15 protein-coding genes and 1 pseudogene are annotated in these 21471 nt (G+C 35.6%); 10 read left to right on the top strand and 6 right to left on the bottom strand.

The genetic code is table 11. From position 1 onward, the window contains the following. The first annotated feature begins 122 nt into the window (after positions 1-122). Positions 123-305 carry a DUF3545 family protein gene (locus BM088_RS07645; RefSeq protein ID WP_091982434.1) on the top strand — a complete coding sequence of 61 codons (183 nt, stop codon included), beginning with the start codon at positions 123-125 and terminating at the stop codon, positions 303-305. Positions 306-370: 65 nt separating this feature from the next. On the opposite strand, the gene ung is transcribed toward BM088_RS07645, so the two are convergent. The 5 genes from ung to BM088_RS07620 form a co-directional block, all read right to left on the bottom strand. After that, entirely contained in the window at positions 371-1030 is a 660-nt protein-coding gene (ung, locus tag BM088_RS07640) for a uracil-DNA glycosylase (RefSeq protein ID WP_091982432.1), read from the bottom strand. A 152-nt stretch (positions 1031-1182) separates the two neighbouring features. Next, positions 1183-2481, bottom strand: a complete 1299-nt coding sequence (gene thrC, locus BM088_RS07635) for a threonine synthase (protein WP_091982431.1) — start codon at positions 2479-2481, stop codon at positions 1183-1185. A gap of 3 nt (positions 2482-2484) precedes the next feature. After that, a complete protein-coding gene (gene thrB, locus BM088_RS07630; RefSeq protein ID WP_091982529.1) occupies positions 2485-3447 on the bottom strand; it encodes a homoserine kinase in 963 nt (320 codons plus the stop codon). A 21-nt stretch (positions 3448-3468) separates the two neighbouring features. Next, positions 3469-5886, bottom strand: coding sequence for a bifunctional aspartate kinase/homoserine dehydrogenase I (gene thrA / locus BM088_RS07625; protein WP_091982429.1), 2418 nt, complete (start codon positions 5884-5886; stop codon positions 3469-3471). A 253-nt stretch (positions 5887-6139) separates the two neighbouring features. Continuing rightward, complete coding sequence (locus BM088_RS07620) at positions 6140-6505, bottom strand: response regulator (protein ID WP_091982428.1); 366 nt, start codon at positions 6503-6505, stop codon at positions 6140-6142. A 263-nt stretch (positions 6506-6768) separates the two neighbouring features. Between BM088_RS07620 and BM088_RS07615 the strand changes: the two genes are divergently transcribed. After that, positions 6769-8532, top strand: coding sequence for a sensor histidine kinase (locus BM088_RS07615; protein ID WP_091982426.1), 1764 nt, complete (start codon positions 6769-6771; stop codon positions 8530-8532). Positions 8533-8674: 142 nt separating this feature from the next. Next, positions 8675-9583, top strand: a complete 909-nt coding sequence (rdgC, locus tag BM088_RS07610; RefSeq protein ID WP_091982424.1) for a recombination-associated protein RdgC — start codon at positions 8675-8677, stop codon at positions 9581-9583. A gap of 117 nt (positions 9584-9700) precedes the next feature. Here the strand turns inward: rdgC and BM088_RS07605 are convergent, their stop codons facing one another. Next, entirely contained in the window at positions 9701-10540 is an 840-nt protein-coding gene (locus BM088_RS07605; RefSeq protein WP_091982423.1) for an HDOD domain-containing protein, read from the bottom strand. Between the two features lie 310 nt (positions 10541-10850). Between BM088_RS07605 and BM088_RS07600 the strand changes: the two are divergent. The 7 genes and pseudogenes from BM088_RS07600 to BM088_RS07570 all read left to right on the top strand — a co-directional run. Continuing rightward, positions 10851-11888 (top strand): annotated as a pseudogene (locus tag BM088_RS07600) (dipeptidyl-peptidase 3 family protein); the annotation flags it as partial. A 123-nt stretch (positions 11889-12011) separates the two neighbouring features. After that, positions 12012-14090 (top strand): hypothetical protein, encoded by a 2079-nt coding sequence (locus BM088_RS07595; protein ID WP_091982419.1) that lies wholly within the window; start codon positions 12012-12014, stop codon positions 14088-14090. After that, entirely contained in the window at positions 14090-16141 is a 2052-nt protein-coding gene (locus BM088_RS07590; RefSeq protein ID WP_091982418.1) for a site-specific integrase, read from the top strand. Before BM088_RS07595 ends, BM088_RS07590 begins: the two co-directional genes overlap by 1 nt. Beyond that, on the top strand, positions 16134-17114 hold the full coding sequence (locus tag BM088_RS07585) for an ATP-binding protein (protein ID WP_177207979.1): 981 nt from the start codon (positions 16134-16136) through the stop codon (positions 17112-17114). The genes BM088_RS07590 and BM088_RS07585 overlap by 8 nt, the downstream gene beginning before the upstream one ends. Continuing rightward, entirely contained in the window at positions 17107-17895 is a 789-nt protein-coding gene (locus BM088_RS07580) for a hypothetical protein (protein ID WP_091982415.1), read from the top strand. Before BM088_RS07585 ends, BM088_RS07580 begins: the two co-directional genes overlap by 8 nt. After that, positions 17895-20087 carry an ATP-dependent DNA helicase gene (locus BM088_RS07575; RefSeq protein ID WP_091982413.1) on the top strand — a complete coding sequence of 731 codons (2193 nt, stop codon included), beginning with the start codon at positions 17895-17897 and terminating at the stop codon, positions 20085-20087. The genes BM088_RS07580 and BM088_RS07575 overlap by 1 nt, the downstream gene beginning before the upstream one ends. Beyond that, positions 20084-21442: a site-specific integrase gene (locus tag BM088_RS07570; RefSeq protein WP_091982411.1), complete on the top strand. Its 1359-nt coding sequence runs from the start codon at positions 20084-20086 to the stop codon at positions 21440-21442. The genes BM088_RS07575 and BM088_RS07570 overlap by 4 nt, the downstream gene beginning before the upstream one ends. Positions 21443-21471: the final 29 nt, after the last annotated feature.

Here is a 21471-nt window from a genome sequence, read left to right as displayed (position 1 = left end):
GTACATTATCTCTTCATAAAATCGTTTTAAATTCATGCCTCGTATGTTATATATTCAATGTGCTTCATTTTTAGCTCAAAGTTCAATGTAGTATTTCCAAGGTAAATACAAAAGGAGTGACCATGGATAGTCTAGATAATGTAACGATATTAGAAAGTGCACAGCCAAAAACAAAAACCTCTAAGCAAAATAAAAAAAGAAAATGGCGTGAAATAGAAGCATTTAAAGATAAACAGCTCTTACAAAAAGAACTACAAGATCTTGATTGGTCTTTAGAAATGGCACTAGATGATATTATTATTTAGTCATATTAATTAAAAAGGGCTCCTCAAATAAAAGGAGCCTTTTTATTTTTGAACAACTATCATCACTAAACTTGCCAATTAATTTCTTTTTTCCCTTTTTTTACTAACAGTTCGTTAGTCATAGAAAAGTGCTTACAACCAAAAAATCCACGATAAGCCGATAAAGGGGAAGGATGAGTTGCTTTTAAAACATGGTGTTTTGACTCATCTATATTTTTACCTTTTTTATGTGCATGGGCGCCCCATAATAAAAATATAAGATCTGATTTTTGTTGATTAAGTGTGCTGATAATTTTATCGGTAAATTGCTCCCACCCTAAATGTTTATGAGAATGTGCCAAGCCTTTCTCTACCGTCAGTACAGTATTTAGCAGCAATACGCCTTGATCAGCCCAAGACTGTAAATACCCATGCTTTGGAATATTAAAATTATCAATATCCGTCGCTAATTCTTTATACATATTGACTAATGAAGGTGGTATTTTAGTATCTGGTAAAACCGAAAAGCATAAACCGTGGGCTTGCCCTTCACCATGATAGGGATCTTGCCCTAAAATCACGACTTTCACATCATCAAGTAACGTCACATTTAAGGCATTAAAAATATCATTTTGTGGCGGATAAACCTCAATACCTTCAGCTCTTCTTTGATTAACATATTCTAATGTTTTTTTTAAATAGTCTTTTTGTTTTTCTGTATTAATTAAATCAGTCCAAGAATTCATATAATAAAGCAGCCTACGAGTATATTTTAAACAAGATAATATGGTGTGATATTTTATCAGAAACAAAAACAATATAGATAATTGAAAGTAAAAATATGAAAGCCACTTATATTAAGTGGCTTTCATAGAAACTTAAACTTTTAACAAATAAATTACGCTAATTTAGCTAAAACAGCTTCACGTAAAGCTTGATAATCATTCTCTAAATCTTGTGCTAAACATGGTTTAGCCAATGCATCAGCTAAAGGTTGCGGCATATCCAATTCAATATTGAGAATGTCCTCAACACTTTCTTTAAATTTAGCTGGGTGCGCCGTCGATAAAAAGATTCCGACCCCATCATCTGCCATATCACGTTTTAAACCTTCATAAGCAATCGCTGTATGAGGTTCTGCGATATACCCTTTTTTATAAACTTCTTTCATTACCACTTGAGTTTGGGCTTCATCCACAGTTTGTGAATAAAAGTTATCATATGAAAACCAGTTATTATCTAGCATAGTTTGTACTCGAGCCCAGTTATTTGGGCGACTGACATCCATCGCATTTGATAATGACTCTTTAGTATCAACCGGAGCCCACTCTTTATTCGTAATAAAACGTGGCACAGTATCATTTTGATTTGTAGTTGCTGATAATTTATTTACAGGTAAGCCAATAACCGAACCTATCATAGCGGCACAAACGTTACCAAAATTTCCGCTGGGAACTGAAATATGCGCTTTTGCACGTTTTTCTTTTGGTAGCTGAGCAATTGCCTCAAAGTAATAACATACTTGAGCAACTAAACGACTAATATTGATGGAGTTAGCTGAATTTAAACCTAAGCTTTCTTTCAGTTCGTTATCTAAAAATGCTTGCTTAACCATAGCTTGGCAATCATCAAAGCAACCATCTATCGCATAACAATGTATATTCTCGCCTAATGTCGTGAATAACTTTTGCTGCGCTAACGAAACTTTTCCTTTAGGGTAAAGAATAACAACATCAATATTTTCCTTTTTATAAAAAGCATGCGCAACAGCTGCACCTGTGTCACCACTTGTTGCAGTTAATATAGTTGTTTTACCTTCTTTATTAAATGTTGCCAAACATTCAGCCATGAAGCGACCACCAAAATCTTTAAAAGCTAAAGTTGGTCCGTGAAAAAGCTCAAGGCAATGCACATTGTCTTCAACTTCCACTAATTTAACATCGAAATTAAAGGCGTTTTTTACCATTTGTGCAACGGTATCTTTAGGTAATTCATCACCTATCAAATGAGATAAAATAATACTACTTCTACTGACAAAGTCTAAATCTAATAACGCATCAATTCCTTCAGAAAAAGAACTTTCTATTTTTTCTAATTTAATAGGAAAAAATACACCTTGTTCACGACCTAAGCCTGTTTTTACAGCTTCAACAAATGAAACCTGTTGCGTGTTATCTTTCAAATTATGTAGTTTCATTGCTTAACCTTTATTCAATTCACTATGTGTTAGTTCACGTGTACCCGTATCATCTAACTGGCATATATGACAAAACCCTTCATCATTAATATAATTTTTTTGTAACCAGTCGGCACATTTATTTGCATCATTTAAATTAGTACACACGGCAAATAGTGTCGGACCAGCACCTGAAATACTCATAGCTTGCGCACCAAGCTCAGGTAATGCTTGTTTTGATTCACTAAAACCACTAATCAAAGATGCACGATGTGGCTCTGCAACATCATCTTTCATCAATGCAAGCGCTTGTTGGTATTCTCCTGACTGTCCATTTGATTGCAATAATGCAATAAATGCAGATAAACGCTGAGCAAATTCAACACTTTTATGCATGTCTAATTGCTTAGGTAATACTGAGCGCGCTTTTGATGTATTAAGTGAAAACCCTGGGAATGCCACAATATAATACCAATCTGAAGGCACTGGTATTTTTATTGAACGACCTGGGATCAGCTCTCCAGTTAGCTGTAAGCCACCTAAATAACATGGACTAATATTATCGTAATGACGACCACCACTCGCTAAAGACTCAAAATCTGCCATCAATTCAATTAACTCATCTTCGCTGAGTAATGTGTTAGCAAATTTATCCAATGCAGTAAAAGTGGCAACAACAGAACATGCACTAGAGCCTAACCCAGAACCTATTGGTAAATTCTTTTGCAATTCAAGTTTAATAGTTGGCATGTCTGGTTTAATATGTTTTCTAAAATGTAATAAGCATAGATATGACAGGTTTTCATTTGCATTATCTGGTAATTTATCTGCATATTTTCCTGAACATATAAATTCATCTTGTTCACAAGATGAAATCTTAACAACATCACCCAATAACTCACCTGATATAGGTTTTATTGCAGCGCCTAATGCATCAAAGCCTACAACAAAGTTACCTATAGAAGCGGGAGCGTATATATGTAATATTTTTTCTAACATCTCTGTTCCTTAACGTGATAAAGTTTTTAATATATCAGCAAATACACCAGCAGCCGTCACTTCAGCTCCAGCACCATAACCACGAATTACAAAAGGTTTTGGCTGATAATATTGACTTAAAATTGCCAAAGCATTTTCACCATCGCGAATATCATTAAGTGCATGCTCTGGTGTCACAGCCTCGATTCCCACCTTACAGTGCCCACCTTTAATAGAGCCTACATAACGTAAAACTTTACCTTGTGAGGCCGCAGCTCTTATTTTGTCGTTAAATGCACTATCTAATTGTGGTAACTGAGTCATAAACTCATCAACTGAACAGTCTTCACAGAACCCTTCAGGTAAAACCGATTCAACTTCAATATCTGATAGCTCAAGCTCTAAACCTGACTCTCGAGCGATAATTAATAATTTACGGGCAACATCAGTGCCTGATAAGTCATCACGGGGATCCGGTTCTGTAAAACCATTTTCTTTTGCTTGAATTGTTGCTTCAGATAAACTCAACCCATCCTGCAGTACACCAAACATATAAGATAAAGAGCCTGAAAGAACACCACTAAAACTGATTAGTTCATCTCCTGCACCAAATAATAACTGTAGATTATCAAGCACAGGTAAACCGGCACCAACATTGGTTTCATATAAAAATTTACGGTTATTCTTCAAGCTAGAAGCCGTTAGCTGATGATAATATGCTTGTGTACTCGTATTAGCCTTTTTATTTGCTGCAACAACATGAAAACCAGCTTCAAAATATGAAAGATATTGATCTGCTAAAACAGTTGAAGAACTACAGTCAACAATAACAGGATTGATCAAATGATTTTGCTTAACAAATTTCTCTAGACTTGATAAATCAAAAGAAAGTTCAGAGTCAGTTAACTGCCCTTGCCAATTAGTAAAACTAATACCATCTTTATTTAATAATAATTTTTTAGAATTCGCTACACCGTATAAATTTAGCTTAATATTACGTTTTTCTAACCAAGCTTGTTGTTTCTCAAGTTGTTTAACAAGCTCGGTGCCAACTAAGCCACAACCCAATAAAAAGACATCGATTGATGGAATATGAGTGAAAAAGTTTTCATGGCATACTTTAACAGCATCATTACATAGCTCACCATCAATTACGGCCGATATCGCACTTTCAGTTGAATCTTGTGCAATTGCGACTATATTCACTTGCGCCTGAGATAAGGAACCAAAAAATTTAGCGGCTAAACCTTTGTGTGCTTTCATATTGTCACCGACTAAAGTCACAATAGCTAAATCTTTTCTCACTTGAATAGGTTCAATTAAAGATGCTTTTGATTCAAGTTCTAATGCTTGCTCTAATGCACCTAATGCAAGCTGTAAGTCTTCTTCGTGTACACAGAAGCTAATACTAAATTCACATGATGATTGCGTTATGAGTACAATAGAAACATCATCTTTGGCCAAAGCATCAAATACCCTTGAGGCCATTCCAACCTTTCCTTTCATACCAGGGCCTGAAACAGTTAGCATTGCCAAGTTTTCTAGACTTGATAACGCTTTAACTGTTTTTTCATCTCCAGCTTCGTCACTAATTAATGAACCAGGAGCATCTGGATTATGCGTGTTTTTTATTTCACAAGGAACAGAAGCTTTTGCGCAAGGTAATATTGTTTTTGGATGTAAAACTTTTGCACCAAAATAAGATAATTCCATCGCTTCTTTATAAGATAAATTATCTATTTTAACGGCTTTAGTGATAAACCTAGGATCAGCACTATACACACCATCAACATCAGTCCAAATTTGGCAAACTTTAGCCTGGACACTAGCAGCAGCAATTGATGCAGAATAATCAGAGCCATTACGCCCTAATGTTGTGAGTTCACCCGCATCATTACTCGCAGTAAAACCCGGCATAATATAAACTTTACTTGGTGAAGCAGACATTTGCTCTTTAAAACGAGATTTACTTAATGTAACACTTGCTGCAGCATCTAAATAACCACCCTGTGACGAAATACATTTAGAAGCATCTAAATAAGTGGGTTTGAATTCAACCAACAATGCCTGCATTAAAGCAACACTGATACGCTCACCAAAACTGATAATAAAAGCTCTAATTGCATCTGGACATAAACTCAACAGTGCAATGCCTGTTAATTTTTTTTCTAAAACATCAAAATCAGGCCAATTTAAAATTTCAAAACCCGCATTTTCGACTTCAGACTTTAATGACAAACTACGTTCAACTAGAGCAATCCACTGCGCTTCAAAAGATTGGCTTTTCTGAGCAAGATCCGCTAATTCAACTAAACTATCTGTCATGCCACCGGGAGCAGACAAAACTAATAACATTTCAGAGCTAAGTTGGCTTTTAACCAAATTTGCAACTTTGCTTAAACATTCATAATTGGCTAAAGATGACCCACCAAATTTTAAAACTCTCATTATTCCTCATTCCCCATTGCATTACTTTTAAAAATAAAAGACTAAAAACAAAAAAGGCCTGAGCTCTTGGGAGAGCACAGGCCTTTTTTATTTGTGTACCGACCTATGCCACTATCCAGTTAGGATGATGGTTGTAATAATAATCGAGGTCAATACATAATTTATAGCGTTCATACGTCTAGACTGCCTGAACTATAGTCACTCTGTCAATGGGAGAATGAGAATATTTTATCTATTTAAGATATAAGGATACTTATCTAATGCCAAATTTATGCAAGGTTGAATTTAAGGTTTCTACTTTAACGGGTTTTTCCAAAAAATTGAGTGCTCCTAAGTCATTTACTTTTTGCTTCATTTTATCTTGAATGTCAGCAGATATCACAACGGTAAAACACTCTATTTTTTCGGCTTTAATTGCTTCTAATACACCAATTCCATCAATAACAGGCATAGTTAAATCAAGACATAATAAGCCAATCTCTTGCTTTCTTAATATATCTAATGCTTCTTGACCATTACTAGCCTGATAAAATTCAAAATCAGAATACTGTTTTAATACACGAAGAACTTGCTTTCGCGCAACCATAGAGTCATCACATATCAAAACAGGAAATGTCATAAAAACCTTAAAATTATGTAAAAAATATAAATAAAGTTACTTTAGGTGAATTAATTCGTTTCATCTTTAGCGAAGTAAATCAATTTATACAAATGATATAATACTCTCATACAAGCAGACTTGTTTGAACTAGATAAATAAAACTTTCATATAAATAAATATAAATATTCGAATAAACAGTTATTTTTATTTATTTTTGCTATGTTATTGGCTAAGTTTATAAAGCTAATTAAAAACCTCAATAAAGGAATTTTAGTTAATTCATGTTACAAAAGAGCCTATCAAAGAAACTATTAACAAATGTATTGTCGGTATATTTTTTACTGACCTTTATTGTCACTCTAGGGCAAGTTTTTGCTGAATATTATAATGCAAAAGATTTTATACGAAACGAATTAACAACATTACAAAAAACCTTCTCTGGTAGTTTAACGCGTGCCATTTGGGAGTTAAACACTCAACAAACAGTCACAATTGCTGAAGGCCTATTAGCTATCCCGTCGATTGAAGGTATTATAGTAAGAGATGATAGCGGAGAAGTTATTTCTCAACTTGGTCGTTCATTAGATATTGTTAATATTTATAGTGAACAACTTGTCCAAGATTCTTCAATGATTGAAGATGGTCCTTCAGGTTTATTTGGTTATACTTTTCCACTTATTTTTGAGTTTTCAGGCAGAGCAACTCAAGTAGGTGATGTAACCTTATTCTCCAGTAGAGAAGTTGTTTTAAGCCGCATTATGATTTCTATCTATTTTTTAATTGGTAATGCTTTTATTAAAACAACTTTTTTAATTATTCTATTTCTATTGGCTTTTAGACGCTTACTAACGGAACCTTTAACAGATTTAACACAGCAAATTGAAGATCTTGAATTAGAGGATTTAGAAGGTAGAAAACTAGAAATCCATACGACAGACCATAATGAATTAAAAATTATGGAGATTTCATTTAATAACATGATCGATAAAATCACAGACTACAAAGTACAATTAGAAACAACACAAAAAAAACTATTAGTCAGTAATGAAAAGCTTGATCAACAAAACTTAATTCTAGAGCAAGAAGTTGCGAGAAAAACATCAACCTTAAGTCAAGCTATGATGGATCTGCAACAACAAAAATACGAACTAGAAAAACAAAAACTCACATTAACAGAAGAGATTGAATTAAGAAAAGATACTGAACAAGAGCTCATAACAAAACATACAGAATTACAGCGTTATACCGACGAACTTAATCAAGCACAAGAACGTTTAGTGAGTTCAGAGAAAATGGCTGCTTTAGGCGGCTTAGTTGCAGGTATTACACATGATATCAATACACCGGTTGGTATTGGTGTAACTGCAACATCATTTTTACATGAACGCTTAATACAAATCGAAAGCTCTTACAAAGAAAAAACGCTTTCTCCAAAAGCACTTGAAGATTTCATAAATGATGCCATGCAAAGTACAGGGTTATTAACCACTAACTTACAAAGAGCTTCAGAGCTTGTTGCAAGCTTTAAACAAATAGCAGTTGACCAAGCAAGTGAAGCAGTAAGAACCATAAATTTAAAAGATTACTTAAAAGAGATCATACGCTCTTTACACCCCAAAATAAAAAAGACAAAACATGCAATAAACTTATTTTGCCCAGAAGATTTAATTTTAAATTTACCTGCTGGAGCAATAAGCCAAATATTCACAAATCTGATTATGAACTCCCTCATTCATGGGCTAGAGGGCGTAGCACTCGGTGAAATTAATATTAAAATCACCGAACAAGATGGACTTGTTGATATCATTTTTGAAGATAATGGTAAAGGGGTTAAAACAGAACAATTGACTAAGTTATTTGACCCATTTTTTACCACAAAGCGAGATCAAGGAGGAAGTGGGTTAGGAACTCATATTGTATTTAACTTAGTAAAACAAACTCTCTCAGGTGATATAGATGTCAGTTCAGAAGAAGGTGAAGGCCTAACTTACCATATTTCTTTTCCTAAAAATATGCCTACCCCTATGGGAATATTTACAGAATAAAAAGTTTAAACTTATTATTTCCAAAAAAACGTTCGTTTTCCAAGCTAAATTTTACAGCGATTATTTAATCCCTTTATTTGTCATTAGCAAACTTGTTATGATGCCCTATACCCGATTGGTATTTAATATTAGGAAAGTATTTATGTGGTTTAGTAACCTTATTTGTTACAAATTTAAGCAAGAAATTTCATACCAACAAGACGAATTTGAAAAAGCATTAGAACAAGATATTTTTCGCCCCTGCGGCAGCCAAGACCTAAGTACATTTGGTTGGACAAAAGCACTTGGAAAACATGGTCAAATGCTTTCTCACTTTTCACAAAAATCAATATTAGTCTGTGCTAAACGAGAAGAAAAAGTATTACCTGCTGCTGTTGTAAATGAACTTGTCGCTGAAAAAGTAGAACAAATTGAAATAGATGAAAACCGCCCAGTTAAAAAGAAAGAAAAAGATGAAATAAAAGAAAATTTATTACATAGCTTATTGCCTCAAGCATTTAAGAAATCAAATTTACAATTTGCGTTTATAGATTTAGAAAAAGGCTGGTTAGTTGTAAATTCTGGTAGTTTTAATAAAGCAGAAGAATTACTTGCTTTGTTACGTAAGTCTTTAGGTAGCCTGCCAGTTGTTCCTGCTTTTGTTAATTTTGATTTAGGCTTATTTTTAACTGACTGGTTAACCAATATGTCACCCCCTGAAGGCTTTGCAATTGGTCAAGATGCCGACTTACAAGAAGCAGATGAAAATGGTGCACAAGTAAAATTAAAGCAACACGACCTTTCATCTGATGAAGTACAAAAACATCTAGAGAATGGGAAGCAAGTTACTAAACTTGCTTTAGACTGGAATGAACGCATAAAATTTATGCTAGCTGAAGATGGCAGCATTAAACGCATAAACTATTCTGAAGTATTAAAAGATGAAAATGCAGATATACCAAAAGAAGATATGGTTGTAAAACTGGATGCCGATTTCATTTTAGCCAGTGAAGAGCTAAAACTAATGCTTGAAGATTTATTAACAAGTTTAGGTGATGCTGAAGCGGAATAATTAGCATAACACTATTCGACTTTAAGCCGTTTATAGCCAATATTTAATACTGTACTGAATATTGGCTTATATCAAACTAACCAAACAACTTTAAAATAAATTTGCATAATAAAGTCATCATGCAAAAACAGACTTCACATCATGTCTTACGGTTAAATAGTCATCACTAGTTAACATATCAAGTGATGTTAACATGCCTTTTTCTACATAATTTTCTAATAAGCTATCTTTATCAGCAACTTTAAGTACACCCTCTTCAATTGCACCTATTCGAATAAAGTCTACATAACAAGGATTTGTCGGATGATAATTAGGATTTGACCAACTCTCCGCAACCTCAACAAAGTTCTCGGTGAAACCCCAAGCTCGCATTATTGAACCACCTATTTTCCCACCCAATTTTTTTATAGCCAAAGCGAGAAAAGCCGGGTTTGCAAAAACTTCAGGATGGCGCTCTGCTTCAGTCAATATAGGCAATACACCAATATTATAAACAAGCGCAGCCAAAGTAATTGTATCTATATTAAGAGAGGTATGTTTATTACTTTTAATGTAAATTTGCAGTAAGGCAATTGCACTTGATGCAACTTCTAACGTTTTTTGCCATGATTTATCTAAGTAACTTTTTACCAAATCATTTTGTGAAACAAATAATTGCTCCATTGCCATCGCAGTTGCTATGTTTTTAATTTGCCTTAAACCAATACGCGTTACAGCCTGGTTTAAAGTAGAAACTTTAATCGTTCTGCCTAAAAAAGCACTATTAGAAATTTTGATCATTCTGGCAGCTAAAGCAGGATCTTGCCCTATCACCTCAGCCATTTCCATTAAGTTAACATCCGGATCGTCAGCAGCTTCCCTCACTTTAACTGCAATTGCAGGTAATGTTGGTAAAACGAGGGTATCGTTATTTATTTTTTCTATTAAAATCGTAAGTAATGCATTTTCTGTAGACATAAATCCATTTCCTTTTGATATCCCATACACTAGGGAAGGCAATTTTTATTATCAATCTAAAGTATTGACTAAGTTGTCGATAAAGTTAAGAAAAATTATATCTTTTTTTATTTTAGTAACTTTACAGCTTCTCACTTCGCTATTACTCTAGATGCCTTATAAAAATCAATAAGCGAACCTCTTCATGAAATTGAATAAAATTAGTCTAGCACTTATATTTTGTAGTACAACAATGCTCACAGCATGTAATCAACCAAAAAATGAACAAACGACAAAAACGATAGAAACAGTTAAAACAACAACAGCTGAATTAATTTCAATGCCTAAAAGCAGGTTAGATATTTATACTTCTGTAGCGTTAAAAGCTGATTTATCATCTCTTTCTAAAAATCAAACTAAAATGCTAGTTAAGCTCATAGAAGCAGCTAAAATAATGGATGACCTTTTTTGGCTTCAAGCATTTGGTGAAGGTAAAGCTGAATTTTTATCTAAAATATCCGACGAAAAAGTAAAACAATTTGCAGATGTAAATTATGGACCTTGGGATCGATTAAATGGAGATAAAGTTTTTTTAACTGGCTATGAAGAAAAATCTTTGGGTGCACATTTTTACCCTTCTGACATCACAAAAGATGAACTTAACAAGTCTCAGTTAGATGATAAACAAGGATTATACTCTATTGTACGTCGTAATGATAAAGGTGCTTTATATTCATCTCCTTATTCAAAAGTTTATGCAAAACAATTATCAGAGGCAGCTGATTTATTAAAACAAGCATCAACTTTGGCCGACGACAAAGAGTTTGCTAACTACCTCAACCTAAGAGCCCAAGCCTTATTAACAGATGATTACCAAGCTTCGGATTTTGCTTGGATGGATATGAAGAATAATCCAATTGACGTTGTTATTGGGCCGATTGAAAATTATGAAGATCAATTATTTGGCTATCGTGCTGCTTTTGAAGCTTATGTGCTTGTAAAGGATTTAGCCTGGAGTGAAAAACTGGCTAAATACGCAGCTTATTTACCAGAACTACAAAAGGGCTTACCAGTAGAGCAAAAATATAAACAAGAAGTCCCAGGTTCTGATGCCGATTTAAATGCCTATGACGTAATTTATTATGCAGGTCATTCAAATGCGGGCGGTAAAACAATTGCAATCAATCTGCCAAATGATGAAGAAGTTCAACTAAAAAAAGGGACTCGGCGCTTACAGCTTAAAAATGCCATGCAGGCAAAGTTTGATAAAATTTTAGTTCCGATTGCACATCAACTGATAGTCCCTGAGCAACGCAAAAACATTACGTTTAATGCATTTTTTACAAATACTATGTTCCACGAGGTTGCTCAAAATACGTAAATTTACAAAACGACTCACTTTTTTTCAAAAAAAATTTGCCACCCTCTCACCATAGCACTACACTTCAAAGAGCGACAATTCAGTAACGACTCACATAAAAAGGATTTGTGTATGGCAAAGTCTAAGAAAACTAAAATAAAATTATCTATACCTGATAGCAAAGTTGCTACATTACCAGTGGTTGATGTAAATGGCTTGCCTAAATATAAGCATTATACAGATTCACTATATCACTCAGTACGTCTTTTCTTTGAAGAACCCAAAAGTACTGATGAAGTAACCGATTCACGATATCCAAGAAAGTCATACTTTCGTGCAGCTAAATATAGCACTGGGAAAAAGGATGCTTTCTTAATGGTTAGAGATGGAAAGGAATTGGTTGGATATGAAATAGCAACAACGTTTGCTCAGCTTACAATAAAAAAGATGTCACTAGCGGATATATCTAAATCAACTTTAGGAAAAATCCACAGTACAATAAATAGCCTGTTCGGTTTCCTTTCTACACTTGAGTCACCACCAACCTCTGCTGATAAGTTGTCAATGGAGCATGTAAGCCGCTGGTTGAGCACGTTGACTACAAACACAGCAAAAACATACAAATCTCATTTTAAAACGCTCGTAGATTTACATCCAACATTGTCGAAACGCAACTTAACAGCTATAAAACTGAAGGAAAAAACAACTTCAGTGAGAGATTTATCTAAAGTTGATTTAGATAAATTAAAAGAAGAATATGACTATAGTGACAAAGAATTAATACAAATACTTGCGTATGCCTTTTATGAAATAGAGCAAGCGCAACGACATTTCAATGCTCTTGAAAAGTCTTCAGAGATAGGGCTTGGAGATGACTTTATCCCACTTAACAATGTAAAAATGTCAAATAAAAAAATATTTGAATTACTTGAATCTGGTAATGAAGGTCACGAAAAACTATTAAAAAATATATACATTTACATTAGGAACGAAAGGAATGGAATAAGACATACACCGTATTCAAGTGACCTTAATTATTTTATGGCAAGACTGAGAACCGCGTGTAGTAGGAAAAACAAATACAACCATCTAGATAGTTTTATGGATTTTCTTTACTCTCTTGGCTGGGCTATTACTGGAGGTAAAACAGAGAGTAAGGTTAAGTACGCGAGTATATTGTCACTGCAATCAGACCATCACGAGCTAGCTATCTTGTTATATACATTAATTACAACAGGCTTGAATTTAGAAACAGTTTTAGATTGGAGAGTTCGGGTAAATGATAAGCTTTGGTATGATATATTTGATGTTGAACTTGGTGTCACCAGCAAGACTCCATCACGAGATAAATCCATTGTTTTAGTTGGGAAGAAAGCAAAAGGATACGGCTCTAGCAAATTCATAAGCACACCTGTAAAAATTAATAGCCCGCTTTATAACTACCTGAAGTTTTTAGATAGCAATCGTAATGCAGACAGAACATTTTTCTTCAATATTTCTGATTTACATAGAAAACTGACAGCATTCGCTCTTAACTACAACATTGTAGATGATAGTGGAGCTTCCCTTAAATCAATTGAAACTAGACGTATACGAAAAGTATTCGCTGGTCATAAGCTACTCAGGCTATTAAAGGATGTTAAAAATGCAGATGAGTTAATAGCAAAACTTAAAGATGCCCTAAATCACAGTCAGTTTGATACTACTTTGTTTAGTTATATTTTAAAAAGTGGCGTAGGAAATCTAGTAATCAACAGTGCTATTGTAGCACTTACAAGCGATTTACTTGAAAAAGCATTGACCTTTCAGGGAAAGATTAAAGAAGATGGTGAACGCTCCTCAGATACTCATAAAGTCTATTTGTGTGATTGTTCAGACCCAAGCAATCCATCTCATGAACTACCAATAGCAGTTAGTTGTAGAAAATACGATATGTGCCTTGGCTGTGAGCGAAGCGAGGTTTATTCTGAGCATCTACCTGCAATTTGCTATCGTATTATGCAATATGAAAACAAACAAAGCAGTGACCCCGAAATCTTTAAAGTTACACTTGAGGATAGACTGTATATCGCTCGCGACACAATAGATAAATTTAGAATACGCCATCAAAACGGTGTCGAACTGGTAGAGCTAGCGTATGAACAAGCTAATAACGCTATGCAAAACGAAACGCCACTCCTACCACCAATATTGCAAACTGGAGGTATCTAATGAATCAAATTATAAATATTACAGACAACAAAGATTCAACTAGGAACTTAGGGAAAAAACAATGGGATTGCATTGATGCGCTGGCTGAACATTATAAAGACTCAAACATGAGCAGCATATCTGCAACTTCAAATTTTTCAGATGGCGTGTGGGATGTTTTTGGGACAGATGAGTACAATTTCAAATGGAATGACTGGCTAAAAGACGAGTCTGCATATCCATTACTTATTGCTTGCAAAGTAGCTGCTTATAACAAACTTCAAATATCAAACCTTGCAGTTTCAACTATTCAAAAAGAAATATCGGGATTCATCAACGCTTTTTTTGATACCTTACAGCCTAAATCCATTTTAATTGCTGAGCGGAATCAGCCATTCAACGGGCTTTCTCAGTTATCTAGTTACGATATCCAATTGGTTGCTCAGTCAACCATAGCTAAAAATAGTGGGCTTTCCGTTTCCACATATAGTTGTTTAAATCGGTTTTCAACAATTCCAATTGATTTTTTCCCTAATTCAAGTTTTTTGGTATCTGGCATTTCAACACCTTGGCAAGAGCAAAGTTTGTCCTGCCAAGCATGGGTTAAACAGATAAAAAAGATTCATGGTTTAGATGTTACGACAAAATCATACGCCCCTCTGAAATTTGAAGTCGTCAGTTCAATCGTTAAAAACGCACTTCCATTTATTGATGAATATTTTGATACTATTGTTGATGTATTTGATGAAATAGAAGAGTTTCACAAAGAGAACCCACCTAAAAAGGGAAGAAAAGTTAATTTGAATGTAGGCTCTATTATTCAGAAAAAATATAAAAGAAAACTTGAGTCGATACTACCGCTAAGATTAGTCGAAAGTAAAACAAACCATACAGGCATGATAACTCAGGGATGGTATTCGGAATTCGAGCAATTATCTCAAGGTGCTGCGGCTTGGATAATCCTCTTAACTACAGGGCTTCGGAATGTTGACATGCGAAACCTTGAAAAAGGTTGCTGCCAGCCATCAAAGAGGCACAACTTACTAAATTATCTTATTACCGACATAAAAAAAACACACCTACAAAATTACGTAGTTCCAGTGCCACCACAAACAAAAAAAGCAGTTCAACTTGCTGAACTTAGTAAAATCGACCGTTCAGGTAGTGTATTATTTCAAAAAAACAATACAAAATCTTCAGACAAATCAAGTGAAAAGCGAAAAATGAATACAGGAGAGCCATTTAACCGACTTATACAAAATTTTGCTAGCCGCTACAATATTTCACTTAAAACTATTTCGCAAAATGAAGACGAAGCTACTGCACACTGCATTCGGGCAACTTTAGCAGGATATATTGGTGCAAATAGTGCAGCCGCAATTTTGATTTTAAAAAAGCTATTTGGACATAGCAATGCTTTAATGCCTGATGCCTACCTTTCACATAATCCTGTTGTTATCGCTGAACGAAACAAAAACATAACCAATTCTCAGGAGTCCTTAGCGGAAGACATGGCTCAAGGAATGGTTTCTGGAAAACTTTCAGGAACTAAAGGGAAACAAATGCTTATCGGTGCCGAACATATAGAAAAAGACTTAAGGGTTGAATTTGAAAATAAATCAGTAACAGAAATGGATATGCAAATTGAACTCAAAGGCCGCATCAAAGAAATGCTACTATCCCGAATTAAAGAAAATCAAATTTACGCTCTTAAAACACCGATGTCCGTGGCTTGTATAAGAAGTTGCAGCGATAGCTCAGACACCCCATGCGCCAAGCTCCCAAATCGTGAAAAACGCAAAGAGAGCGGAATCAACAAAGAAATAACCGATGCTCTAGCAACCTTACCCAATCCAGCGCATTGTATCGGAAAGGAATGCTCAGACGCACTATTTGGTGAAGCTTGGAGTCGTGATTTACTTGGTACTTTTGATTATTATATCAAATACCTTAAAGGCATTGGTCATCAATCCGTTGATATAAAAAACGAAGCTGAGCTATTTGTTAAAAACTACGGTTCAATCCTGAAAGATATTTATGCTGATGAACGTGGGGATGGTTATTTTGACTAAAATAGACACCAAAAAGAAACGAGATACCCGAACTCACGATGAGAAAATTACAGCACTTCGAGATGCATTTGAACGATTGAAAGCTAGAGCATCAGCTTTGGGCAACCTTAACGAATGCTCAATCAGAAAGGTTTGCGAAAAAGCTAACGTTAGCAATTCATACTTGCACACAGCGAGATTGAAAGATGAAGCGATAAACAAAAGGTATCATTCTGTTAAAGACGACATTGTTAAATTCAGAAAAACGTTTAAAGATAGTACCACCCAATCTGAGCTTGGGTTAGCCATCGTTGCCAAAGAGACAATGGAAACCGAAAGAGATGAGGCACATGTACAATTTAGAGCTAGCAGGAAAGAAATATCAGGCTTGAAAAATCGACTAAAAATAGCAAACGACAAGCTACAAGCACAGAATTATCTTGCTGTTGATATTGCACACTCAAACTTACAGTCTCAAAACAACCAAAAAAATCAGTTTTCCATAACCTCCGAGCCAAGAGTAGTATCTCCTGATGCTCATTTATATAAAGATGGAAATTATTCATATACTAATCCAAATATCCGAGATGCAGCTTGGCGAACAGCTCGGCATGAATTTGAGGAATTTTTAAAGCGCAAGCTACCAACAAGAGTTTACGTATTGGTTGGTGCTCCATGTTCTGGTAAGTCGTATTGGTCTAAGCAATCAAATTATTATAACGATATGCATACCCTTGTTGTTGATGCAACAAACCTAACCAAATCTGACCGAACCAGATGGTTTAGTTTGATATACAAACACAAACATCAAATTGATATTAAGGTTTGCGCTGTCTTTTTTGACACCCCCTATGTCGTGCTAATGGAGCGAAATAACAAGCGCCCACCTGACAAACGACTATCAGATGAAGACTTGCAGGATAAATTCAATAACCTCGAACCTGTTGATGTATTTGAAGACTTTGACGAAATTATGGTCGTGAGACATGGATAGACAAGCAATGCAATCAGAATATGACGCTGGAACTATCGGAAAACAGGCACTTGGTAAGTTAAGACGCTTAAAGCTGCAAGATATTCTTAATAGCATCCTTGAGCTTTCTGGTTCCGATGCTGCTGGCTGGCTAGACAAGAAAAAATCAAGAATAGACCGCTCAAAACTGGCTATTGCTGTAGGTTTAAGGGTCAAACCTGACAACTTAAGACAGTCTTTTAAATCTGACATCGAAGCTGCTGAATTTAAATTGCGCCAATTGAACGTAATTATAAATGACCCAAAAACAAACAAGCAGATTGGTGACGAAAATGTATCTCGATTCTTATGCTTTATTAATGAACGATTAGCGAATGATGGCTACGAATGGCCTGTTAACAACAAAAAACGGTTGTACCACAAAAAAATCTGGTCGTTTTTCCTAGACCAACCAATAGAAGATATAAAGTCAGCTCCAACATTTTTCTCTCGCAACGCCACCGTCAAAGAAAAATTGATAGACATTGATTTGATGATTGTAAAAAACGAAGTAAAAACTATTTGTTATGCATCCGAAACAGCTCTTGATGAAATGCAAGAGACAATGACATCTGCCGCTATTTCTAAGCTTCGCCAGCAAGTTAAGGAGGTTCGGGAGCAATTGGTTGGTGAACGTGAAGAACGGAAACGGCTCGAATCTGAAAATCATGCCCTCCAGATTGAATTAGAACAATACAAGGCAAGAGACAAGGCCATGCAGAGTTCTAGCATTGCAGGGTTAAAAGTAGCAGGTGCTCACTGATGCGACAAGCAACGGGAACAGTTACCAAACTTGTTTTTAATTCTGAAAAACGTCAGATTTTTAGGCTCAAAACAGTGGGTACATCTTTTCGAGTGTTACTCGATGATGCAGACCAAAGGGTGGAAATTGGTGAGCATGTAACCATTGATGGCGCTCTTGTTGTACATCACGAATTTGGTGAGCAATTTCACGCAGAACAAATCACACACACACATGTAACCTATGATTTGATTGCGGATTTTTTGATGCAAGGGTCTGGTATTGGCAAATCAATCGCTGATCGCGTTCTTAGAGCGTTCCCAAATGATCTGGTGGAAAAGCTCGAACATAGAGATATTGATGCCCTGTGCGCTATTGATCGGATTTCTCGCGCATCTGCAACGGTAATTGTAAACCAGTGGCACCAACAAAGCGGTAAAGCAGAACTTATTTCATTTATTGAAGGAGTATTAAGTAATGCCAAAGTTATCGACAGAAAACATATTAAACAGGCAGCACTAAAGGCTTACGGGTTCTATAAAGATGAAACTGTTGCAAAGTTAAATGACGACCCTTTTCGGTTGTGGGCATTCTCAACATTCAAACATGCAGAAACATTTGCGAGCGCCATGAATATCCCCGATGACGATGAAAGAAGGTTAATTTGTGCCGTAGAAGAATCAATTTACCGAAAGCTAAAAGATGGTAGCACACAAGTTTACCCTCTCGAATTCCAAGAAGAGCTTAAAAAGCTGGTAGGTTCAAAATTATCAATCAAGGGCATTATCGCAGCAAATAACGCAGCAAGCATTTCGCCACCGAGAATTATAATAAAACATTCAGAATTGAACCCTGTTGGCTCTTGGGCAAGAGAGATGCAAGAGGAATCACCCCATAAGCATTTATACAACCAAACCTACGCTCTAGCTGGTGTTGCCATTATGGAGCAATACGTTCAGGAGCAGCTACGACTCAGGATTGAGCAGCATATTGAAAATATTAACGTATCAGATGATGAAATTTCTGCTTATCAACTACCATCTGGTCATCACCTCAATAAAGACCAGCAATTAGCTCTAAGAACTGTTTTGACAAGTACGGTATCCGTAATTAGCGGTGGAGCTGGCACAGGTAAAACATCAGTGCTTTACGCTGTTAATCATATAATTAAAGCTGCTGGACAGCATGTTTTACAGGTTGCGCTGGCTGGTAAAGCTGCACAAAGGTTAATACAACAAACTGATGACGATGCTTTCACCATTGCAACATTGCTAAATAAAATGGCTAGGGATAAGGCATTTCTTGATGATTACGATATTCCAGTTTTCCATATTGATGAAGCCAGTATGGTTGATTTACAAACCATGTACCGTGTACTAAAAGCCTTTGAAAGAAAACCTATTAGGTTGGTATTTATAGGGGATTGGGCGCAACTAGCACCAATCGGCATTGGCTTGGTTTTTCATACGCTTCGGAATTCAAATAAAATATCATTAGTTGAGCTAAAACATAACTACCGAAGCAAAGGCGGTATTGTGGATGTATCAGAAAAAATCAAGAAAGGCGAACTATTCACCTGCAACCACGAAGTTGAAATCATTGAATATCATGACAATCAAAATGTATTGGATATTGTGCGTGATACGTACATTAACAACATGACGAAAAATGGGAACGTTTACGTTATTGCTGCAAGAAAAAAGACTGTTGCAGAAAGCAATATTATGCTCCATAAGCTATTACGTAAGCGGGATACAGTTATTAAAGCAGCTCCAGAATTCAGGGTAAACGATGAAGTTATATACAAAAGAAATGATGAACAATTAGGTTTGGTTAATGGCTCCACTGGTCGAATTGTCAGTGGCGAGACAATTTTACAACAAAGTTATACGCCAGAATTTGCTGACCTTGTTATTGATTTTGAGCTGGAAGGGCTTAAAGCCTTGGAAACAGTTGATATAAAAGATGTCAACAAAGGTGAGTATTACCTACAACATGCTTATGCAATAACATGTCACTCAGCACAAGGTAGTGAATTTGAGACTGCCATTATTGTTGTTGAAAACTCAAAACTGGTTGAGCGAAGCTGGCTATACACTGCAATTACAAGAGCTAAAACCAAAGCTATTTTGATAGTAAAGGCTGGACAAACCCAAGAAATATTAGACCGTGGTTTTGCATTCGAAAAAATTAACTCAGGGCTAAGCGTATGAGAAAAATAATATTCAATCATACAAAAGACGGTGATGTACCAATTCCCTACTATAAAGGCGGTGAGGTTCAAACTCACTTGTTGGATTTCTTAATTTGTCGATACCATTATCGAACTCTATTACGTGCTGAACTAAGAAGTGCAACCCCGATAACAATTAAAAACATCGCCCATCATGTCGCCTACTTAATTAACATTTTTGAAGAAAATGAAGATGAACATGGCAATAACTCCCCGATTGATTACAGGGAAGCAACCTTTGAATTAGTATCACAAATAATTACATCTTTACACGATGACTATGAATGGGCTGGTGAAAGCTTAAAGATTTATGCGGGAAGCTGGAGGTTGTTTTATGAATTTCTCACTATTGAAGGAGTCAACCACAATATGGTGTTCCCTGAAAAGACACTTATTCAACAACGTACTGATAAGGATGATGATTTTCTTTCTCACACTAGAAAAAATGTACGGAACACAGAAATAGAGACCGCTGTTCCTGATAGGTATTGTGTTAAGCGAGATGATTATAGAAACTCAATTATCAGCATGGAGCAATGGTTTCAGTTGTATGCATATTTATACAAAGTTGACCCCGTTTACGCAGTTATGGCGGCTACAATGATGCAAACATTCTTGCGTATCGGTGGTGTAATGCAATTTCCCAACGGAATAACTAAAAGTAACAAGCATTGGAAACGATATGCTCAATTAAAACAGAGTAAAGCGCTGTACCAGCGCTTTAACTACATTAAAAAGGGACAATCACCTTCAAACTGCATGGTGCATGTTTCAACAATGAAAATGATATTTAATGAATATTTAGAACCACTGTATCAAAAACGACAAGAATTATATCTGGAAAAATACATAACGAAGAAAAACGCAAAGAAACAAAATCGGGATTCCAGCTCCAAATTCACTTGGTTAAATAAAAATGGAACTCCAGTGTCTATGCGTGAATTACAAGACGCATTCAAAAAAGCAAGTGATGCTCTTGATTTCGAAGTAACACCCCATACACTAAGGCATACGGGAGCAACTCAACTGTTATATCGCTGGGGTAAAGAAAAAGGAATTGAGATAACAGATGCAAATTCTCCTGACATCCATAGTTGGTTACAATATCAACTCGGTCATCAAAATTTGGCAACGACAAAACTTTATGTAACTACAGTCCATCGGCTTCAGTCGGAGAATGTCATATTTGAATTATTAGCTACTACCCTACCAACATCTCTTGAGGGAGTAAACGTTACTCCTGAAGCTATCAATGCCTTTGAACGTGCAAAAGAAGCTCAAGATGAATTCATGACTGGGCGTATTAAAGATGAAAACTATCCAGGTGCAGCGTAAAGCATATTCACAAGGAATCAGGAGAAATA

This window comes from Pseudoalteromonas denitrificans DSM 6059 (assembly GCF_900112265.1).
Classification (GTDB): domain Bacteria; phylum Pseudomonadota; class Gammaproteobacteria; order Enterobacterales; family Alteromonadaceae; genus Pseudoalteromonas; species Pseudoalteromonas denitrificans.
Note: the sequence above shows the minus strand (reverse complement) of the source record. Positions and strands in the feature narration are given on the sequence as shown.